Origin of the sequence: Sphingomonas sp. ID1715 (assembly GCF_013044515.1) — a bacterium.
Taxonomy (GTDB): Bacteria; Pseudomonadota; Alphaproteobacteria; order Sphingomonadales; family Sphingomonadaceae; genus Sphingomonas_B.
Genome location: NZ_JABEPR010000002.1, coordinates 231,654 through 250,169, shown reverse-complemented (window position 1 = coordinate 250,169; position 18,516 = coordinate 231,654). Strand labels below are relative to the sequence as shown.

Sequence of the window (18,516 nt, the reverse complement as noted above, 5' to 3'; positions counted from 1 at the left end):
CGACACGATGCAGAGCCGGGATTGGCGTGCGGCCCCATCATGCACCTACTCAGGAGCCGTCATATTCCAACCGACGGAGACACGATCATGGTCACTCAAAGCGCGCGCCGGCTGTTCGGCGCTCTTCTTGCCGCCTCTGCCTTTGCCGGCGCCTCGCCCGCATTCGCTGGGCAATGCACTGCCGAGGGCGCGAATGCGCTTGCCGGCGCGCCGACTGCGCCCAAGGCCGTCACCGACGATGTGCTCGGCTCCATCGACCTCGGCCCGGAAATTCAGGTCGCCGACCGCCAGCTGCGCATGCGCAAGCTGGTCGTTCAGCCCGGCGGCATCGTGCCGCTGCACAGCCATGGCGATCGCCCCGCGTTGATCCTGACGGTCTCCGGCTCGATCAAGGAATATCGCAGCACCTGCACCCAGCCGATCGTGCACGCGGCCGGCGACCTGACCCGCGAGGCGGAAGGCATCAGCCATTATTGGGTGAACGACGGCAAGGTGCCGGCGGTGCTTTACTCGGCCGACGTCCACCACGGCATGTAAGCTGTTCCCACCGCCGGCAGCCCCTGAGCCGGCGGCCCGCGGCGCCCGGTCTCGTCCCCCGGCCGGGCGCCGCCCCTTGCGCGAGGCACATCCACCATGGCGACCGCAGCTCTTGCCGCGCCCCCGGCCCGCATGCTCAGCCCCGCAACGGTCGGGCTGATCGGCTTTCTGACGCTCGTCGACCTGTTCGCGACCCAGGCGATCCTGCCGAGCCTCGCTCGCCTCTATCAAGTGACGCCCGCGGCGATCGGTCTTGCCGCCAATGCGAGTACATTGGGCATGGCAATCGCGGGCCTGGTGGCCGGCGTGCTCGGCCGGCATGTCGACCGGCGCCAGGGCGTCTGGATCAGCTTGGTGCTCCTTGCGGTGCCGACGGCGCTGCTCGCCTTCGCGCCGAACCTGACGGTCTTCGCGGTGCTGCGGGTAGTGCAGGGACTGTGCATGGCGACGGCGTTCACCCTGACGCTCACCTACCTGTCGGAGCGGTGCAGCGCGACCGGCGCAACAACGGCGCTGGCAGCCTATGTGACCGGCGGCGTGGCCAGCAACCTGATCGGGCGGCTGACGGCTGCAACGGTGGCCGGGCTGCTCGGCCCGGCGATCAGCTTCCTTTTCTTCGCCGCGCTGAACCTGGGCGGAGCCGCGCTCGTCGCGCGGGCGCTGTCGCGCGGCGCGCCGATGCGGATGGACGAGGGGGCAGGTCGACGCTTCTGGTCGGGCTGGGCCGAGCATCTTCGCAACCCGCGCTTGCTCAGGCTCTACCTGATTGGATTTCTGATCCTGTTCGGCTTCATCGGCACCTTCTCCTATGTCGGTTTCGTGCTGGCCCGGCCGCCCCTGTCGCTGTCGATGACCGCGCTTGGCCTGGTCTTCCTGGTGTTCGCGCCGTCGATGGTGACGACGCCCCTGGCGGGAGCAGCCGCGACCCGGGTCGGCCTTGGCCCGGCCCTTGCGCTCTCCCTGCTGTTGGCGATCGCTGGGCTGCCCCTGTTGCTGGCGACCTGGCTGCCCGCCCTGCTTGCGGGCCTCGCGCTGGTCGGGATCGGCACCTTCTTCGCCCAGGCTGTTGCCACCGGGCAGGTCGGCCGGACGGCGGAGCGTGATCGGGCTGCGGCCAGCGGCCTCTATCTCAGCTTCTATTATTGCGGTGGCCTCGCCGGCGCGGCGGTGGTCGGACAGGTGTTCGACCGGTTCGGCTGGACGGCCGCCTTGGAGAGCGTCGGTGCGGCGCTCGCCCTTGCAACTCTTCTAGGATTTGGAGTGCGTCGATGAACGAGCGTTATCTGCGGGGCGTCGAGATCCTGCAGCAACTGCACGGCAATGTGGTCGAGAAAGTGACCAACACCGTTGCGGAGATCGCGCCGGATTTCGCTCGGATGACGATCGAATATCCGTTCGGTGACCTCTATGCTCGTGATGGCGCGGACCTGCGCACGCGCGAGATCGCGGCGGTCTCAGCGCTGGCCGCGGTCGGCGCCCAACCCCAGCTGCGGATCCATGTCGCCGCCGCACTCCATTCGGGCTGCACGCGTGAGGAACTGGTCGAAATCCTCATGCAGGTGAGCATCTATGCAGGATTTCCGGCAGCGCTGAACGCGCTCGCCTCCTGCCACGACCTGCTGGCTATGCCGCCTGATCCCGTAGCTGCGGAGTAGGGCAGCGCTTGCCCGCCGATGGCCATTGATGCCGCCGCGCCTCCCGAACGAACGCGCCGACTGCGGGCGAATGGGGCCGGCCCCGCACCGTGGCCAGGTAGATGGTGCGGGAATATACCGGGTCGACCAGGTCGCGAACGATCAGTTCCGGATCGGTCACACAGCTTTCGGGAAAGAAGCCGAAGCCCAGACCGGCCTTGATCATCGACTGGACCCAGTCGTCGCGGGTGGAACTGAACACCTTGCGCGTGGTCACACCCCGCGCCGCAAAGTCCCTCGACACATATTCGAACACTTCGCAATTCGATCGGCTGACATAGGGCTCGCCGTCCAGCTCCGCGACGCGCACCGGATCATGCGCGACCAGGCGGTGATTGGGCGGGAGCAGGACGACGAACCGCTCCTCGAAGATCGGAACGCAATGGAACTGCTCCGGCATTTCTTCGGGAACGCCGATCACGCCGATTTCCAGCTCGCCCTTGCCGAGCGCCTCGATCATCTGCGGCGCGCCGCCGTCATGAATGTGCACCTCGACGTCGGGATGCTGAGCGTTGAACCGGGCAATGAGCCCTGCGATCAGGTTGGCGGAGATGGTGCACATCGCGCCGATGGTGAGGGTGGCCCGGTCGAGCTTGGCGAGGGCCTTCGCGCTTTCCTTGGCGGCGCGGGCCTGTTCCATCACCTGCGCCAGATAGGGCAGCATCATCCGCCCGAGTTCCGACAAATGCGTGTTGCCGCGTTCCCGGTGGAACAGCGCGCCGCCCAGTTCGGCCTCGAGCTGCTGGATCGCGCGAGTCAGCGCCGGCTGGCTGACATTGCATCGTTCGGCCGCACGCGTGAAGTTCAGCGTCTCCGCCAGCGCCACGAAATAGCGGACCTGTTGCATTTCCATGGGCCGGTCTCCCCGGTCCATCATTACACCGCCGTGCCGATTTCCGCCAGCGTTGGGCTGTGCAGCTTTTGCATGGACACGATGCATGAACTTTAGCGGACGAGCGCGTCGATTTCGCTGAAACTGTCGGGGTCCCGGCCGTTCGGGACCGCGTTTCAGGAGATCCCAGACATGAAGACCGTGACCATCGCGTCCGCCGCGGCCGTGCTGTCGGCGCTGAGCGCCGGCGCCGCGCTCGCCGGCCCCGTCAAGCCGCAGCCGACCATGGATAAATGCTACGGCATTTCGAAGGCCCACAAGAATGACTGCGCCGCCGGGCCGGGCACCAGCTGCGCGGGCACCAGCCGCACCGACTATCAGGGCAATGCCTGGAAATATGTCGCGAAGGGCACCTGCACCGCGATCAAGACGCCCAAGGGCAATGGCTCGCTGACGCCGAAAAGGGCCTGAACCGATGTCCCCGACCGCCGGACTGGCCTTCAAGCCCCAGCATTTCGCCGAGGCGATCGCGTGTCCGGCGGCGGGGCTGTGGTTCGAGATCCATGCCGAAAACTATATGGTCGATGGAGGGCCGCGCCTCGCCATGCTCGATACGCTCCACGCCGAGCGGCCCATTTCCGTTCACGGCGTCGGTCTCTCGCTGGCGTCGACCGAAGCGCCTGACCCCGTCCATCTGAACAAGCTCGCGCGCCTCGTCGACCGCTGCGACCCGTTCCTGGTCTCGGAGCATCTGGCCTGGTGCCGCCTCGGCGAGCGTTGCTTCCCCGACCTGCTGCCGTTCCCGCGCAGCAACGAGGCGCTGCGGCTGATCGCGCGCAACATCGACATCGTGCAGAACAGGCTTCGCCGGCCGATCCTGATCGAGAACCCCTCGCTCTACATGGAGCTCGAAGGCCATGAGTGGAGCGAGCCCGAGTTTCTGGGCGAACTTGCCGCGCGGACCGGCTGCGGACTGGTTGTGGACCTCAACAACATCGTCGTCAGCGGTCACAATATCGGCTTCGATCCAACCGGCTATCTCGCTGGCCTGCCGGGTCACGCGATCGGTGAATATCACCTCGCCGGGCACAGCGCCGACGACGCGGCCGGCCTGCTCATCGACAGCCATGATTGTCCCGTTGCCGAAGCAGTCTGGTCGCTGTTCGACGCGGCCGTGCGCCGCTTCGGCGCTCGTCCGACGCTGATCGAGCGGGACGGCAACCTTCCGCCATTCGGCGAACTGCTCGTGGAGCGCGCACGCGCCCTGGAGCCGGTCCATGCCTGAGCTCGCCGCCTTCCAGGCCGATTTCGCCGCGCGCCTGTCACAGCCCTGCACCCAACGGAACGGCTTTGTCGTGCACCGCAACAACTGGATGTTCGCGACGATCGAGGCGCTCGGCGACCTGTTCCCGACGGTTTGCCGCCTGATCGGTGCGGAAGCGTTCGAAGGGTTCGCAGCCGACTTCATCGCCCATGAGCCGCCCGCTTCGCCGATCGTCAGCCGTTACGGCGCTGGCTTTGCCGACTTCCTGTGCGACCAGCCTTGGGTCGCGGATATCCCCTACCTGCCCGACGTGGCGACGATCGACCGCTTCCATCTCGAAGCGCTGCTGGCCGCCGATGCCGCGCCGCTCGAACCGGCCAGCCTGGCGGAGTTGGCGCCCGCTGATTGGGCTACGCTGCGGCTAAAGACCCATCCAGCGCTGCGCATCGGCTGGTTCACCACGCCGGCACCGTCGATCTGGCTCGCTCACCGCGGCGACCGACCGCCGGACGACTTTGCGCCGGATTGGCAGGCCGAAGGCATAGCGATCACCCGCCCTGGTCACGAGGTTACCGCCCGCCTGATCGGCAGGGCCGAGCACCGCTTCCTGTTCGGGCTGCGCCTGGGCGAGACGGTCAGTGAAGCGGCGGTCGCTGCCACCAGCCTCTACCCGGACGAAGATTTCGCCGCCCTGTTCGCCCGCACGCTCGAAAGCGGCGCGCTTGCCGCACCCTGTGCATAGGAAAGGATGATTGATGGCCACGCTTGCCCCGACCCGACCGGCCTCACCCGAGCCGCTGCTTGCCGGCCCCGCCCGGCAGGCCGAACGCCTGCTGCCCATGTCGCTGCTGCTGCTCGTCCAGCGGCTCGGCATCGCCGCCGTGTTCTTCCTGTCCGGCAGGACCAAGGTCGAAGGCGTGCTGACGCTGACAGACAGCACCTTCGAACTTTTCCGGACCGAGTATGCCTTGCCGCTGCTGCCGCCCGAGACGGCCGCCTATATGGGCACCTACGCCGAGCATATCTTTCCGATCCTGCTCGTGCTTGGCCTGTTCACGCGCGGCGCCGCCATCGGCCTGCTCGGCATGACGCTGGTTATCGAGATCTTCGTCTATCCCGACGCTTGGCCGACGCATCTGAGCTGGGCCGGGCTCCTCCTTCCCCTCATCGCCCTAGGCGGCGGCCGCTTCGCGCTCGACCGCCTGTTCCGCATCGCCTGACAGGAGTATCGAAAATGACTTCACTTCCCGCTTCGGCTCGGGGCCGCATCTTGGTGGGGATAGCGCTTAGCGCATTAGTCGCATTCGGGCTGGCCGCGGCCCAGCCCGTCCATGCGGCAACGCCTGCGCCGGCGACCGGCGCCCAGGGCGTGCTCGTCCAGAAGAGCGACTATGGCTTTGACGAGACGATCGCCCGGCTGAAGGCTGATATTGCGGCAAAGGGCATCCGCTTTTTCGATGAGATCGATCAGTCGGAGCTCGGCGCGGGCGCCGGCCTGCCGATCGGCCGCTCGACCTTGATCCTGTTCGGCAATCCGCCGCTCGGCGTTCAGTTCCTGCAGGCCAATCCGCTCGCCGGGCTCGACTGGCCCGTGCGCATGCTGGTCACCGAAGCGGCGGACGGCAGCGTGTCGCTGGCCTGGACCGATTTCAGCTTCGTCCAGCATCGTTATGGCATCAGTGGCAAGGACGCGCAGCTCAAGATGGCGAGCGAAGTGGCGGCGTCGATCGCGCACAGCACGTCCAAATAGGCCGGCGCCCATGTTTGCTTTGATGCTGGCCGCCGCAGCCGCCCAGGCTGCCGACGCCGAGCCGCTTTACGAGGACACGGATTATGGCCGCCAGATGACGGTGGCCGAAATCCGCCGCGACGTGGTCGGCAACAGCCTGGTCTGGAACGAGAGCGGCACCCGCCGCGCCCGCTATGTCGCACCGGACGGAAGCTTCGTCGGCGGGCGCGCGGCGTTGCGCTGGCACTTCCGCGACTATGACAACCTGTTCTGTGTCGATTCCGGAGATCCGGCGACGAGCGGTTGCGTCCAATTCCTTCGGCAGGGCAACACCATCACCTGGCGCCGTAAGGACGGGCTGATCGAAGTGAGTGCCACGATTGCGCCGGGCAATGCCGTCCGCTGACGCGCCGCGCGTCAGAACACGCGGGAAAGGCGAAGGGAGAGGCGCGGTCGCTTGTCGCCGGTGTCGAACCGGTCGGCATTGAGTGACGCGCTGCGTCGAGGCGGCAGTCTGCACCGGAGCGGCAAGGGTAGCGGCGGGGGGCGATGCACGTTCCGGTAGGGTCAACGAGGGCAGGGCCCGCTCGGTGATGGTCGGATCGGCGCGGTCCAGAATCACTTGCGCGCCTGCGGCCTCCGGGGCCAGGAAGCCGGCGACGACAGCGGCAAGCGACAGGATGGACTGGTTCATCGGCGGCCTCTCAGGCGCCGCACTTAAAGCGCTAAGCCTGTGAAATACTTAACGTCGCGATCATCCCTAAGCCGAATTTAAGGACGTGCGGCAGTACTACGGTAACCAGCCAGGGCGCACCGTTCGAGATTGGAGAACCCGGCTGCTGCCGAAGGGGATGGTATGCGCAAGTCGATGATGGCCGCTCTGGCCCTAACCTGCTCAACGGCCGCGATGGCGGCGGGCACGCCCGAATGGACGGTGAGCGAGTCGTCGGGACCCGTGCAGATTTCGCAGAACGGCCTGGTTAAGGTCGCGACCCGCGGCCTCACGGTGAAGGCCGGGGGGATCGTCACCACCGGTCGCGGCGGTCGTGCCGTGCTGGTGCGCGGCACCGAATATATGATGGTCGCGCCGGCCTCGCAGCTGCGCCTTCCCGCCGAAGAGGCGGCCCCCGGCATCACCCGCGTGTTCGAGGATTTCGGCAACGTCGTCTTCATGATCAAGAAGAAGATCACCCCGCATTTCGAGGTGAAGACGCCTTATCTCGCCGCGGTGGTGAAGGGCACCACCTTCTCGGTCGGCGTCGGGCCGCAGGGTGCATCGGTGCAGGTGCTCGAAGGCGCTGTCGACGTGGCGACGCTGGATGGCGGCGCGCGCGATCTGGTGCGGCCCGGTTCGGTCGCGCTGGTCGGGGCCGGCGATCTGCGGCGCATGCAGGTGGATGACGGCCAGACCCGGCGCGTGATCGAGAGCCCGAATGCCGCGCCCACCGAGGCCGCGCCCGCAGCTCAGCCGGCGGTGACGACGGCTGCGGCCGAGACCGCACCGGCGGCGGCGATCTCCCAGGCCGTCTATGAGGCGCCTGTATCGCTCGCCGACACGACCGGTGGACTGGTCAGCGGCTCGATCGGCGGGGTGCCATCGGAACTCGCCGCGGCGGCCGATGCGACCCAGGCTGCGGCGGAAGCGAGCAAGGCGACCGTACAGGCAGTGCAGGTCGCGACGGTGCTGATGGCGACCAGTAAGACGCTGGAGCAGGCAACGACCAACGCCGGTCAGCAATCCGGCATGGTCGAAGCCGCGAGCTCGGCGAGTGCCAAGGCGGAACGGGCCGCCGAGCAGGCGAGTGTCGCGGCGCAGGCGGTCAGCGAACAGGCCGCCAAGGCTGCTGCCGAACAGGCCCAGCGCGACGCGGCCAAGGCGGTAGCTGCGGCTGCTGCAGAGCGAGCGGCGCGCGACGCCGAGGCTGCAGCCGAGCAGGCACGGGCGGCCGAGGCGGAACGTGCCGCGAAGAGCGCGCAGGCGGCTCAGGCGCAGTCCGAAGCCGAGGCTGCCGCCAAGGCCGCCGAGGAAGCGAAACGCGCCGCCGACAATAAGAGCGCGCGCGAAGCTGCTCAGGCCGCTGCGCAGGCGGCCGCGAACAAGGCTTCAGCGGCCGAGGCCGCCGCCGCCGCCGCCGCTGCCGCCGAAGCTGCGCACGCTCAACGGGAAGCATCGAAGGCCGCGGCCGAACAGGCGGCGGCACAAGCTGCGGCCGAGGCAGCACGAGCGGCCGAAGAGGCAATGCGGGACGGCGCCGATGCAGCGGCTCAGGCAGCGGCCGACAAGGCGGCGCGCGAAGCGGCCAAGGCGCTGGAAGACGCCCGCAAGGCGGCCGAGCAGGCGACCGCCGCAGCCCAGGACAAGGCGACGCGCGAAGCCGAAAAAGCAGCGGCTAAAGCCGCAGCCGATGTCGCCAAGGAAGCCGAGAAGGTCGCTGCCGAAGCGGCCCGGAAGGCCGAAGCAGACGCGGCAAAGCTCGCCGATCAGGCAGCCAAGGAAGCGGCCAAGGCCGCCGAAGAAGCAGCGAAGGCGGCCGAACAGGCGCTAAAGGCCGAACAGGACAAGGCCCTGCAGGAAGCGGCGCGGCTCGCTCAGGCGAGCCAGGCCGAAGCCGCGGCGAAGGCTGCCGCGCTGGCCGCCGAGGAAGCGGCGAGAGCCGCGCAGGAAACCGCGAGCAAGGAGGCGGAGCGGCTTGCTCGCGAGGCCGAAAAGGCTGCTGCCGACGCCGCTGCCGCCGCGGCCAAGGCCCAGGAAGAGGCCGCCAAGGCCGCCGCTCAAGCAGCTGCGGACGCACTGGCGGCGGCTCAGAAGGCCGCCGAGGACGCCGCAAGACAGGCGGCCGACACCGGCCAGGGCCTGATCAACAAGCTGGGGCTCGGCGGGCCGGCCAAGCGCTGAGCGTTACGGGCTGGCACACCGGCCCGGACGCCGTCTTCCCTGCCGAGCGAGGGCGCGGGTCATCACCGCCGGGCAGCGTCGAAGCCGAACCGGCCGTCAGCTGCGCTTGAGGTCCTTATAGGTCAGGCTCGTCGACACCTTGCCATTGGCATTGGTGAGGGTTGCTGCCGGCACGCGGACGAGCTTCTCGCCGACTACCAGGCTGATGCTTCCGTCTTCGTGCACGCGGCTGATCTTGCCGACGCGCTTGCCATTGGCATCCCAGAGCGAGGCGTTGCGCGCAATGGCGCTGGCCTGAATCTGAGCCAGGGCAGGGGTGCCGAGCGGGGCCGCAACTGCAGCGAGCAGAAGAGCAATCGAAAAGCGGGTCATCGAACAATCCTTCGCCATCGGCAAGGCATCGTGCCCCGCCTGCAAGACCCATCGGCATCGCTCTCGATCGGCGAACTGCTATTCGCTCTTATGCGCCGCCTTTGGCGGCTGCCGCCCAATTAGGTGGCGCGGACCCTCGCACAAGGCGCCGAGCGTCTATCATTTCCGCCCGATGCTCCGGGATCCCAAACTGGGGCGCTTCACGGGCGAGAAGTACCGTGACTTCCTGGAATGGGCGACGGCGCCAATGGTCTTGATCGCGCTTGCCACTCGCCAGCCGCGACCATAGTCGTGGCGTAGCAGGGGATTGGGGGCAGTTATAAGCGTGCGTAAGGTGCAGCGATCACGTTCTTGTGATATCGGCATCTGGTTCATCGCCGCATCGTTGCCGGTGGTAGCCCTCGCGCAAGCTCCGGGGCTTGTGACGATGTCGGCCGCGCCGGCTGCGCCCGACATCGCGGTCGCACCGAAACCTGCCTGGGTTGTCGACCGGGCGGTGCCTGGAAGCGAGAGCCGACGCGTTGAGCGTATTCATCAGCTTTCAGGTGCGCGAAGCGCGTACGCCTTTTGAGAATGATCTCGGAGCCGTGCTCGACGAGGCCAAGGCACAGCGGGCCGTCGTGGCGGAGTTCGCCAAGGTAGGCAGGAGCGTAAGCCTGGCGGCGACGACGCAGAGCTGGAACGACTTCTAGGCCAGTCCGATCCGGCCTGTCAGCGAAGGTCGTCGCCGGACCAGCTCACGAGACTATGTGATCAGCTAACAATTGGCACTGGCGCCCGCGCATACCCTGGCCCAGATGCGGTTCATCGTCTTCAACGATCGAACCGTTTCGGCCTCCCCACGGCTCAATGCCCTTGATCGGAGTTTCTTTTGTTCCTTCTGCCCGTCCTTCTGCAAGCTGCCGAACCGACGATCGTAGTGACGGGGCGCGGTCTGGATGCGGCGCCCGGCGATGCCGCCTACGACATCGTGACGATCGACCGGCATCGGCTGACCGGCAGTGCCAGTGGGCGCCTCGAGGATGTGCTGCGGGATGTCGCCGGCCTTCAGCAATTCCGCCGGTCCGACGCTCGCTCGGCCAATCCCACCAGCCAGGGCGTCACTCTGCGCGGCCTGGGCGGCAATGCGGCCAGCCGCGCCCTGGTGATCCTCGACGGTGTCCCGCAATCGGACCCGTTCGGCGGCTGGGTCGCCTTTCCGGCCTTTTCGCCGGAGCGCCTCGGGCAAGTCCGTGTGACCAGGGGCGGCGGCAGCGGCGTTGCCGGCCCGGGAGCGCTGGCCGGCACAATCGAGTTGGCGAGTGGAACGGCGGATCAGCTTGCCCCGATGGCCGCGCAAATCTCTTATGGCAGTCGCCAGTCGGTGGATGCCGATCTGTTGGCGAGCGCACCATTGGGCAGAGGTCTCGCGATGGTTTCTGCAGATTACGCTCGCGGCGACGGCTTCATCCCCATTGTCGCCGGTCAACGCGGCGCGGCCGATCGGCCCGCACGCTATGAGCAGGCAAGCCTTGCCGTTCGCGGCGTCGTTCCGACCGGCGGTGCGGCCGAGCTGCAGGCCAATCTCCTTGTCTTCACCGATCGCCGTGAGCGGGGAACGGCATTCACGCGCAACGGCAGTGACGGCGCCGATGCCAGTCTGCGCTTCGTCAGCCACGGCACATGGAGGGTGTCGGCACTGGCATATCTGCAGACCCGCAGTTTCCAGAGTGAATTTGCTTCGGTGAGCGCGGGGCGGGCCGCTGCATCGCAAACGCTCGATCAATATAACACTCCCGCAAGGGGCTTGGGCGCCCGCGTCGAAGTGGCCCCGCCGCTGGGATCGAACATCGACCTGCGGCTAGGCGGCGACTGGCGTCGGACCAATGGGCGAACCCAGGAGCTGTTCACCTATGTTGCCGGCAGCCCGACCCGGCAGCGCCGGGCGGGGGGCACCAGCACGACCATCGGTGGATTCGCAGATCTGTCCTGGGTCGATGGCCCCCTAACCCTCAGCGCCGGAGCGCGGATCGACCGGTGGACCTTGAGTGACGGATTTCTTACCGAGCGGACACTCGGGAGCGGGGCGCTCCTGACCGATCAGCGCTTCGCCGATCGTGAAGGATGGGAGCCCACCGGGCGCGCCGGCGTGGCCTGGTCGCCGAGCGAGCGGCTGACGTTACGGGGCGCCGTTTATGCCGGATGGCGGCTGCCTACGTTGAACGAGCTTTACCGTCCCTTCCGTGTCGGCGCCGACGCCACCGCGGCAAACGCGGCGCTGAAGCCGGAACGGTTGAACGGCGGCGAACTCGGCTTGGATTATCGCCCGGCCGACGGGGTGCGCCTGGCCGTCACGATTTTCGAGAACCGGCTGAAGGAGGCGATCGCCAACGTCACCGTCGCGCGGGGGCCCGGCACCTTTCCCGGGGTCGGCTTCGTATCGGCAGCCGGCTTCTACCGGACGCGGCAGAATCTGGACGAAATCCGCAGCCGCGGCGTCGAGTTGGACGGATCGGCCAATTTGGGTGCTTGGCGCGCGCAGCTCTCCTATGCGTACACCGACGCGGTTGTGGGCGCATCGGAGGCAGCGGCGGCGCTCGACCGATTGCGGCCGGCGCAAACGCCTCGCCATACGGCAAGCGCGACCTTGGGCTGGGCAGCGGAGCAGCTTCGAGCCTCGGCGACCCTGCGCTACGTCTCCAGCCAGTTCGAGGACGACCAGAATAGTCGTTCGCTCGACGAGGCGCTGACCCTGGATGCCAATGTCCGCGTCGCGGTCGGAAGAGGTGTTTCCATTGAGGGCCGGGCGGAAAATCTGACCGATACGCGGGTCGAGGCCGCCATTTCGGGAGACGGAGTGATCGAGCGCGCCGCGCCTCGCACATTGTGGCTGGGCGTGCGCTTCAGTGGTTGATCTGACAGTGGCTGGCGCGCTTCGGTAACCACCTGAAGGTCTTCGGCGCCTATGGTGCGGACGGCCAATCGGCACGCACCGACCTGTGAAGGGACTGCTTTCCACTCCCGACGCAAAGGCTTTCGGCAATATCGTCCAATGCGTCGTGCCGCCCTGCGATGGCCATTTTGTGTTTGTGATCGCCGCAACAGCAGAGCCCAGTTCGCAACCGGTCAGAGAATGCAGAAGTTCGTGATGACAGGCGTGCGCTGACCCGGCCGCGCTGCGTCGCGGAGTTGCTGAGGCTTTCGGCACCTTCATTGTCGCGTTAGGCTCACCCGATGCTTCTGACTGATCTGATCCGCACGGGCGCCGAGCGTCACGGAAGCCGAGTGGCGGTCCGGTTCGAGCAGGCAGAGATGACCTTCACCGAGGCCGACGCGCTTTCAACGGGGATGGCTTTGCGGCTGCAGGAGAATCTGCGGCCGGGCGAGATGATCGGCATTCTCGCCAGCAATGGCCTGCTGAGCCTGCCGTTGGACTTCGCCGGTGCCAAGGCAAGGCTGGTGCGCGTTCCTCTGAATGCTCGTCTGTCGTTGGCTGAGCACGAGCAGATGCTCGGCCGCGCCGGTGTGAGGCGCCTTGTCTATTCGGCGGACCAACGCGACCGCGCGAAATCTCTCAAGGAACTTCGCACTGATCTCGACCTGCTTTCGCTCGAGGAGCTCGCAGCCGGAGCGGAGGTGGTTGACGGTCCTCTTCCCGATCCGGAACCCGAAGACCCGGTTGTGGCAGTTTTCACCTCCGGTACCACGGGCAAGCTCAAGGCGGTGGTCCATACTCAGGCGAGCTACGGTGCCGTTGCCCTCAACGTGCTCGCCAATCTCGTCGATCCGCGACCGGATGACGCGATGCTCCATGCCGCATCGCTGTTCCACGCCTCGGGAACCCTGCTGCTCCCTTACTGGCTGAGAGGCGGTGCAGCGGCGGTCCTGCCGGGTTTCGAGCCATCGGCTTACATCGATGCCGTCGAGCGATGGCGACCGACCGCGCTCATGCTGGTGCCGACGATGCTGGGCATGCTGCTGGATCATCCGGCCTTCGACCCGGCGCGGTTCGCTTCCGTCGATACGATCATCTATGGCGCCTCTCCGATGCCGAGGCCGCTGATCGAGCGCGCGCTCGCAAGCCTGGGTCCGCGGTTCGTGCAGTTCTACGGCCAGACGGAGGCACCCCTTGCGATTGCCGCGCTCGGCAAGGAGGATCATCTCGATCCAGGGCGCCTGGCCTCATGTGGACGACCCAGCCGCGACGTGGAGCTGCGGATCGACGCACCCCCCGGCGAGGCAGGCGAGGTCATGCTTCGTGCGCCGTTCCAGATGGCGGGTTACCATGACGAGCCGGAGCTCAATGCCGAGACGATCACCGATGGCGGGTGGCTGCGCACCCGAGACATCGGTCGGCTGGATAGCGACGGCTACCTTACCCTGGTGGATCGGACGTCGGACATGATCGTGACGGGTGGCTACAACGTCTATCCCAAGGAAGTGGAGGACATGCTCCTCACGCATCCTGCCGTAAGCGAAGCCGTGGTGATCGGCGTGCCTGACCAGAAGTGGGGCGAGGCAGTGCTCGCCTTCGTGGTTCTACGCGCAGGAGCCGCCGCCGGAGTCGAGGCGCTTCGTGGTCACTGCCGGGAGCGGCTGGCGCGGTACAAGGTGCCGAAGGAAATCCGCTTCATCGATGCCGTGCCGATCAGCGCCGTCGGCAAGCCTTTGCGACGTGCCCTACGCGACCCCTTCTGGGCGGGCATGGACAGGAGAGTGGCATGAGCAAGGTGCTGGTCGAGCGCCGCGGCGAGGTGACCGTGGTGACGATCAACCGGCCGGAACGGCGAAATGCCGTCGACGCCGAAACGGCCCTGCTGCTCCGTTCAGCCTTCGAGGCCTTCGAGACAGACGACGAGGTGCGCGCGGCAGTGCTGACTGGAGCTGGCGGCACGTTTTGCGCCGGATATGACCTGCACAGCGTTGCGGCGTCACCACCGCCCTACGATCCGGACGGTCCTGGGCCGATGGGCCCGACCCGCATGCTGCTGTCCAAGCCCGTCATTGCTGCCGTCGAAGGTCATGCCGTCGCCGGCGGGTTGGAGCTGGCGCTGTGGTGCGATCTCCGGGTTGCGTCCGAAACCGCAATTTTCGGCGTGTTCTGTCGCAGGTGGGGCGTGCCGCTGATCGACGGTGGCACGGTCAGGCTGCCGCGGATCGTAGGCCAGAGTCGCGCGCTCGACATGATCCTGACCGGAAGAGCCGTCGCCGCGAACGAGGCGCTTGCCATGGGCTTGATCAACAGGGCGGTGCAGCCTGGACAGGCTCTGACCGAGGCTCTTGATCTTGCGAGCCGCATTTCCACGTTCCCGCAGATGTGCATGCGGGCCGATCGCCTGTCCGCTTACCAGCAGTGGGACAGCGGCATCGAGCAAGCGCTGCGAGCCGAGGCTGCCGGCGGAGAAGCACCTCTGGCGGCAGAGGGTTTGAGAGGTGCCGGCCGCTTTTCGGAGGGAGCCGGACGCTCGGGCCGGTTCGAGTGATTGGCATCCCAGTAAGCCGAGGTGCCGGGGGCACATAGCCGCCGTCAGCGAGACCTTCTAGTTAGACGGGTGATCGAACGAACGCCCAGTGTTGGACAGGCTCGCGGACCCGGAATCCGCGTTACCGGACCGCCTAAACTGTTACAATGTAGGCCGAACTCGGATGGCCCTAGGCTTCGTCCACACACCATTCCCCACGGATGGTTCGAGGTAGTGCTGCACCCTAGAACTTCAGACTGCCGGACCAAGGCAGGCGAGCCGCTGAGGCTGAATTCGGTGCTCGAACTCCACTTGTGGTTCGCGCGCCTTGAGTCTCCAAGCAACCTGGCTCGCCTCTCCGCTCAGCGCAAGGGACGCGTTGATAAAGTCACAAGGAACATCATGGGCGTAGGCGTAAAGCATCTGAGTGCCAGATATGCTGCGCTCGTTCCGGCTGAGCATTGAGTCGCCTGACAGCATGGCCAGTAGCCCGATCCTGTAGGGGTTAGCTGCGGCCTCTAGATCTGTTCCGTCAAGCGGCCATCCTTGATGGGTATCTGCTCGAGTGGCTCGATTGCCTCATGCTCGAGGAAGTGCGTGATCAGGCGGCAGGCTTCCCGCTTCAGCCAGAGCTTCGGGCTTTCCGCTCTTCCACCTGATCTGTTGGCTACGCGCTTTACCCACTCAAAGCTGAGGTCATCGGCAGCAGATGCGCAGTGTGCGCCTGTACGCCTGAAGCAAAATCAGGAGTGTTACTTATGCTATCCCTTGGCCCGACTTGCGGGAACGCCTCCGGGCATACGGACTATCCCTGATTCGCATGCTGCCCGTTTCGATGCATTCGATTGCTCCCGCAGTTAGCGGGACTCAGTCAAGAGGAGGCACGAGATGAAGAGTGATGCTCAGCTTCAGCGGGACGTCATCGCCGAGCTCGAAGCGGATCCCTTGATCGATCACACACAGATCGGCGTATCGGTGACGGACGGCGTCGTGACCCTGAACGGCCTCGTCAGAAGCTATGCCGAAAAGATGGCGGCGGAGAAAGACGCTCGGCGCATCTCGGGCGTGCAAGCGATTGCAGAGGAAATCAAGGTGCGGTTTCCTAGCGACCCGAAAACCAGCGACTCCGAGATTGCCAAGCGCATAGTCGACGTATTTGGGTGGAACGTTCTGATCCCAAACGGCAAGATCGACGTCAAGGTCGAAAACGGTTGGGTCACGCTGAGTGGCGTGGTCGATTACGGCTACCAGCACGACGCGGCCAAAAAGGCGGCCGGACAGATCAGCGGTGTGATGGGCGTCAGCGACTTGATTGAACTGCGGCTCACGCCGGTCGCGTCGACGGTTCGGGATCGGGTGAAATCCGCCATCAGAAGGCAGGCTGACCGGGACGCGGATACAATTTTTGTAGCGACCGAGGGCGGCACCGTCACTCTGTCTGGCCGAGTGTCTGGCTGGGCTGAGCGCAGAATCGCCGAGCAGGCTGCCTTGGGCTCACCAGGCGTGTCGAAAGTCATCGATCGCATCGCCATCGCTGCCTAGCGACAAGCAGCGACGCCTGGGCGTACCCGATCCAGCGGGCGGGTGCGCTCCCTTTTTCTAGTCAGGGAGATTTCCCGTGGACGAAATTGACTTTCTGCAGCGTCGATGTGTCCAGCACCAGGCGCTGGCGCGCGAAGCCACCTGCCTCCCGGTGATGCGTGCCCACCTCGCCTTCGTACGGGCCTACCGGACCCGCATTGCCGGCTGCACGTGCAGGAATGTGCGGCAGTCACAGGCCAGTAGCCGTGCCGCCGCGTGACAGTTGGGAGAATAATCATGCCTTCCCCGCCCGAATCTATCGTCGCCTTCCCTGAAGAGGCGCCGCTTCGGGAGTCACTCCTCCCACGACGACACACGCTGGAGACGCGTAGCGGACGGCATTTTGACGTCCGCGCGGCTCGCTCGGTGGATCTTCCCGCACTCAGGCTCTTCCTAAGCCGAATTACCCCGGAGGACTTGCGGTACCGGTTCCTCTCGCCTGTCAAGAAGGTGCCGGACGGTCTTCTTCAGCAACTTCTCGGCTATGATCACGTGCACGCCGAGCACTTCCTGGCCTTTGAACAAAACGGAGCCGCGATTATCGCCTCGGCAATCGTAGCTGCCAATCGAAAGAGCGAGACGGCCGAGATCGCGATCTGCACGCGTCCCGATTACAAAGACCTGGGCCTGAGCTGGGCACTTCTCGAATATGTCTCTCGATGGGCGTCACGGCATGGCTTTTGTGAACTGATCGCGTTGGAAGCGATCGATCACGGGGATGCGCTTCAGCTAGAACGGGAGCAGGGTTTCAGGGTCGATCCGGACCGCTCCAGCCCCGGCCTCATTTGCATGACCAAGCGCCTTCATCCTTCAGATCGAAAGCATTGAAGTATGATGTCAGTGCGCCACGTCGATCCAGGGCGGTGGAAAGCTTGTATCCTGACGGTCGTCTTGATTCTGATCGCCGCGACCACCTTTCTCATCTTGCGAAGCGAAGCGGTCTGGGTGGCACTGAATAGCTATGCACAGCTTTTCCTGTCCGGGTCTCGTTGACAGGGCTCCAGGGTGAAATGGAACAGATGAGAGGCGACCATGAACACCTATCTTGGATGGGGCATGCGCCTGGATCACGCGGGCGCGGCTCTCAAGGCTACCGACCTTGCGTTCGATGAGCCTAAAGGCTCGGAACTGCTCATCGAGGTGAGTGCCTGCGGCGTATGCCGCACGGACTTACATGAGGTAGACGGCGACCTGGCAGCAAAGGTGCCGATCATCCCTGGCCACGAGGTCGTCGGGCGTGTCGCAGCCTTGGGGCCGGACGCGCTTGGATTTGGCCTTGGCGACAGGGTTGGTGTTCCATGGCTGGCGGGAACCTGCGGCACTTGCATGCAGTGTCTGGCCGGCCGGGAAAATCTCTGCGAGGCCGCGATATTCACGGGCTTCAGCCGCGACGGCGGATTTGCCAGCCACTGCTTGGCGGATGCACGTTACTGCCTGCACATTCCAGAGCGTTATGATGACTGTTCGGCTGCGCCGCTGCTCTGTGCCGGGCTGATCGGCTACAGGGCCTACCGCGCTACCGAGCGGGCGATGAAAATTGGCATTTATGGGTTTGGCGCCGCAGGACATATCGTTGCGCAGGTCGCTCTTTCAGAGAAGAAGTCAGTCTTTGCATTCGTGCGTCCCGGAGACGAGGCCGGAAAGCGTTTTGCCCTCTCGCTTGGATGCTCCTGGGCTGGCGGATCCGATGAGGCTGCGCCCGAGATCCTCGATGCCGCGATCATATTCGCGCCGATCGGTCCTTTAGTGCCGACCGCGCTGCGACAGATCGTGAAAGGTGGCATTGTCGTTTGCGCCGGTATTCATATGAGCGACATACCAGCCTTCCCCTATGCGGATCTGTGGGGGGAAAGGTCTATTCGATCTATCGCCAATCTGACGCGGGCGGATGGCTCTGCGTTTATGGCATTGGCCGACCGCATTCCGTTGAAGGTGTCTGTTAACCCCGTCCCCCTCGACCAAGCCAATCACGCTCTTTCCGGCTTACGGGCTGGAGCGGTTGAGGGCGCGTACGTGCTTGTACCCTGATCATCAGCGCTCCCCACCATCAAGCTAGTGGGTGACTAAAGTCTCGACTTAGGTTAATATCAGGCTCGGCTGACCGGACTCGGCTGTAGGGCGCAGTTCTCGTGGAAGAATTAACTGCCCGGGAAATATTGCCCGATTCAAG

19 protein-coding genes are annotated in these 18,516 nt (G+C 65.6%); 17 read left to right on the top strand and 2 right to left on the bottom strand.

Annotated elements, in window-relative coordinates:
- The first annotated feature begins 87 nt into the window (after positions 1–87).
- From HJG53_RS06105 to HJG53_RS06095, 3 genes are all read left to right on the top strand, one after another.
- Positions 88–537, top strand: a complete 450-nt coding sequence (locus HJG53_RS06105) for a cupin domain-containing protein (RefSeq protein WP_171128610.1) — start codon at positions 88–90, stop codon at positions 535–537.
- 96 nt (positions 538–633) lie between these two features.
- Positions 634–1,809: an MFS transporter gene (locus HJG53_RS06100; protein WP_171128609.1), complete on the top strand. Its 1,176-nt coding sequence runs from the start codon at positions 634–636 to the stop codon at positions 1,807–1,809.
- The gene (locus HJG53_RS06095; protein WP_171128608.1) at positions 1,806–2,192 is read left to right on the top strand and encodes a carboxymuconolactone decarboxylase family protein; all 387 of its coding nucleotides are present in this window, start codon (positions 1,806–1,808) and stop codon (positions 2,190–2,192) included. Before HJG53_RS06100 ends, HJG53_RS06095 begins: the two co-directional genes overlap by 4 nt.
- On the opposite strand, the gene HJG53_RS06090 is transcribed toward HJG53_RS06095, so the two are convergent.
- A complete protein-coding gene (locus HJG53_RS06090) occupies positions 2,161–3,084 on the bottom strand; it encodes a LysR family transcriptional regulator (protein ID WP_171128607.1) in 924 nt (307 codons plus the stop codon). The genes HJG53_RS06095 and HJG53_RS06090 overlap by 32 nt on opposite strands.
- A gap of 171 nt (positions 3,085–3,255) precedes the next feature.
- Here HJG53_RS06090 and HJG53_RS06085 point away from each other — a divergent pair, with 171 nt between their 5' ends.
- The 7 genes from HJG53_RS06085 (at position 3,256) to HJG53_RS06055 (ending at position 8,952) form a co-directional block, all read left to right on the top strand.
- Positions 3,256–3,534: a DUF2282 domain-containing protein gene (locus HJG53_RS06085; RefSeq protein WP_171128606.1), complete on the top strand. Its 279-nt coding sequence runs from the start codon at positions 3,256–3,258 to the stop codon at positions 3,532–3,534.
- A gap of 4 nt (positions 3,535–3,538) precedes the next feature.
- Complete coding sequence (locus HJG53_RS06080) at positions 3,539–4,348, top strand: DUF692 domain-containing protein (protein ID WP_171128605.1); 810 nt, start codon at positions 3,539–3,541, stop codon at positions 4,346–4,348.
- Entirely contained in the window at positions 4,341–5,069 is a 729-nt protein-coding gene (locus tag HJG53_RS06075) for a DNA-binding domain-containing protein (protein ID WP_171128604.1), read from the top strand. Before HJG53_RS06080 ends, HJG53_RS06075 begins: the two co-directional genes overlap by 8 nt.
- A gap of 97 nt (positions 5,070–5,166) precedes the next feature.
- Positions 5,167–5,547: a DoxX family protein gene (locus HJG53_RS06070; RefSeq protein ID WP_254447623.1), complete on the top strand. Its 381-nt coding sequence runs from the start codon at positions 5,167–5,169 to the stop codon at positions 5,545–5,547.
- Positions 5,548–5,561: 14 nt separating this feature from the next.
- Positions 5,562–6,077, top strand: coding sequence for a DUF302 domain-containing protein (locus tag HJG53_RS06065; RefSeq protein ID WP_171128602.1), 516 nt, complete (start codon positions 5,562–5,564; stop codon positions 6,075–6,077).
- Positions 6,078–6,087: 10 nt separating this feature from the next.
- Positions 6,088–6,462: a hypothetical protein gene (locus tag HJG53_RS06060; protein ID WP_171128601.1), complete on the top strand. Its 375-nt coding sequence runs from the start codon at positions 6,088–6,090 to the stop codon at positions 6,460–6,462.
- Between the two features lie 450 nt (positions 6,463–6,912).
- A complete protein-coding gene (locus HJG53_RS06055) occupies positions 6,913–8,952 on the top strand; it encodes a FecR family protein (protein WP_171128600.1) in 2,040 nt (679 codons plus the stop codon).
- A 96-nt stretch (positions 8,953–9,048) separates the two neighbouring features.
- Here HJG53_RS06055 and HJG53_RS06050 read toward each other — a convergent pair whose 3' ends face one another.
- Positions 9,049–9,324, bottom strand: a complete 276-nt coding sequence (locus HJG53_RS06050; RefSeq protein ID WP_171128599.1) for a hypothetical protein — start codon at positions 9,322–9,324, stop codon at positions 9,049–9,051.
- A gap of 521 nt (positions 9,325–9,845) precedes the next feature.
- On the opposite strand from HJG53_RS06050, the gene HJG53_RS06045 reads away from it, so the two are divergent.
- The 7 genes from HJG53_RS06045 to HJG53_RS06015 all read left to right on the top strand — a co-directional run bounded on the left by HJG53_RS06045 (position 9,846) and on the right by HJG53_RS06015 (position 18,374).
- Positions 9,846–10,016: a hypothetical protein gene (locus tag HJG53_RS06045; RefSeq protein WP_171128598.1), complete on the top strand. Its 171-nt coding sequence runs from the start codon at positions 9,846–9,848 to the stop codon at positions 10,014–10,016.
- Between the two features lie 179 nt (positions 10,017–10,195).
- Positions 10,196–12,217: a TonB-dependent receptor gene (locus HJG53_RS06040; protein ID WP_171128597.1), complete on the top strand. Its 2,022-nt coding sequence runs from the start codon at positions 10,196–10,198 to the stop codon at positions 12,215–12,217.
- A gap of 320 nt (positions 12,218–12,537) precedes the next feature.
- Positions 12,538–14,028 (top strand): class I adenylate-forming enzyme family protein, encoded by a 1,491-nt coding sequence (locus tag HJG53_RS06035; protein WP_171128595.1) that lies wholly within the window; start codon positions 12,538–12,540, stop codon positions 14,026–14,028.
- Positions 14,025–14,786, top strand: a complete 762-nt coding sequence (locus HJG53_RS06030; RefSeq protein WP_171128593.1) for a crotonase/enoyl-CoA hydratase family protein — start codon at positions 14,025–14,027, stop codon at positions 14,784–14,786. The genes HJG53_RS06035 and HJG53_RS06030 overlap by 4 nt, the downstream gene beginning before the upstream one ends.
- An 867-nt stretch (positions 14,787–15,653) precedes the next feature.
- Entirely contained in the window at positions 15,654–16,307 is a 654-nt protein-coding gene (locus HJG53_RS06025; RefSeq protein WP_171128591.1) for a BON domain-containing protein, read from the top strand.
- Between the two features lie 276 nt (positions 16,308–16,583).
- Positions 16,584–17,174: a GNAT family N-acetyltransferase gene (locus tag HJG53_RS06020; RefSeq protein ID WP_171128589.1), complete on the top strand. Its 591-nt coding sequence runs from the start codon at positions 16,584–16,586 to the stop codon at positions 17,172–17,174.
- 204 nt (positions 17,175–17,378) lie between these two features.
- On the top strand, positions 17,379–18,374 hold the full coding sequence (locus HJG53_RS06015; RefSeq protein ID WP_254447572.1) for a zinc-dependent alcohol dehydrogenase family protein: 996 nt from the start codon (positions 17,379–17,381) through the stop codon (positions 18,372–18,374).
- Positions 18,375–18,516: the final 142 nt, after the last annotated feature.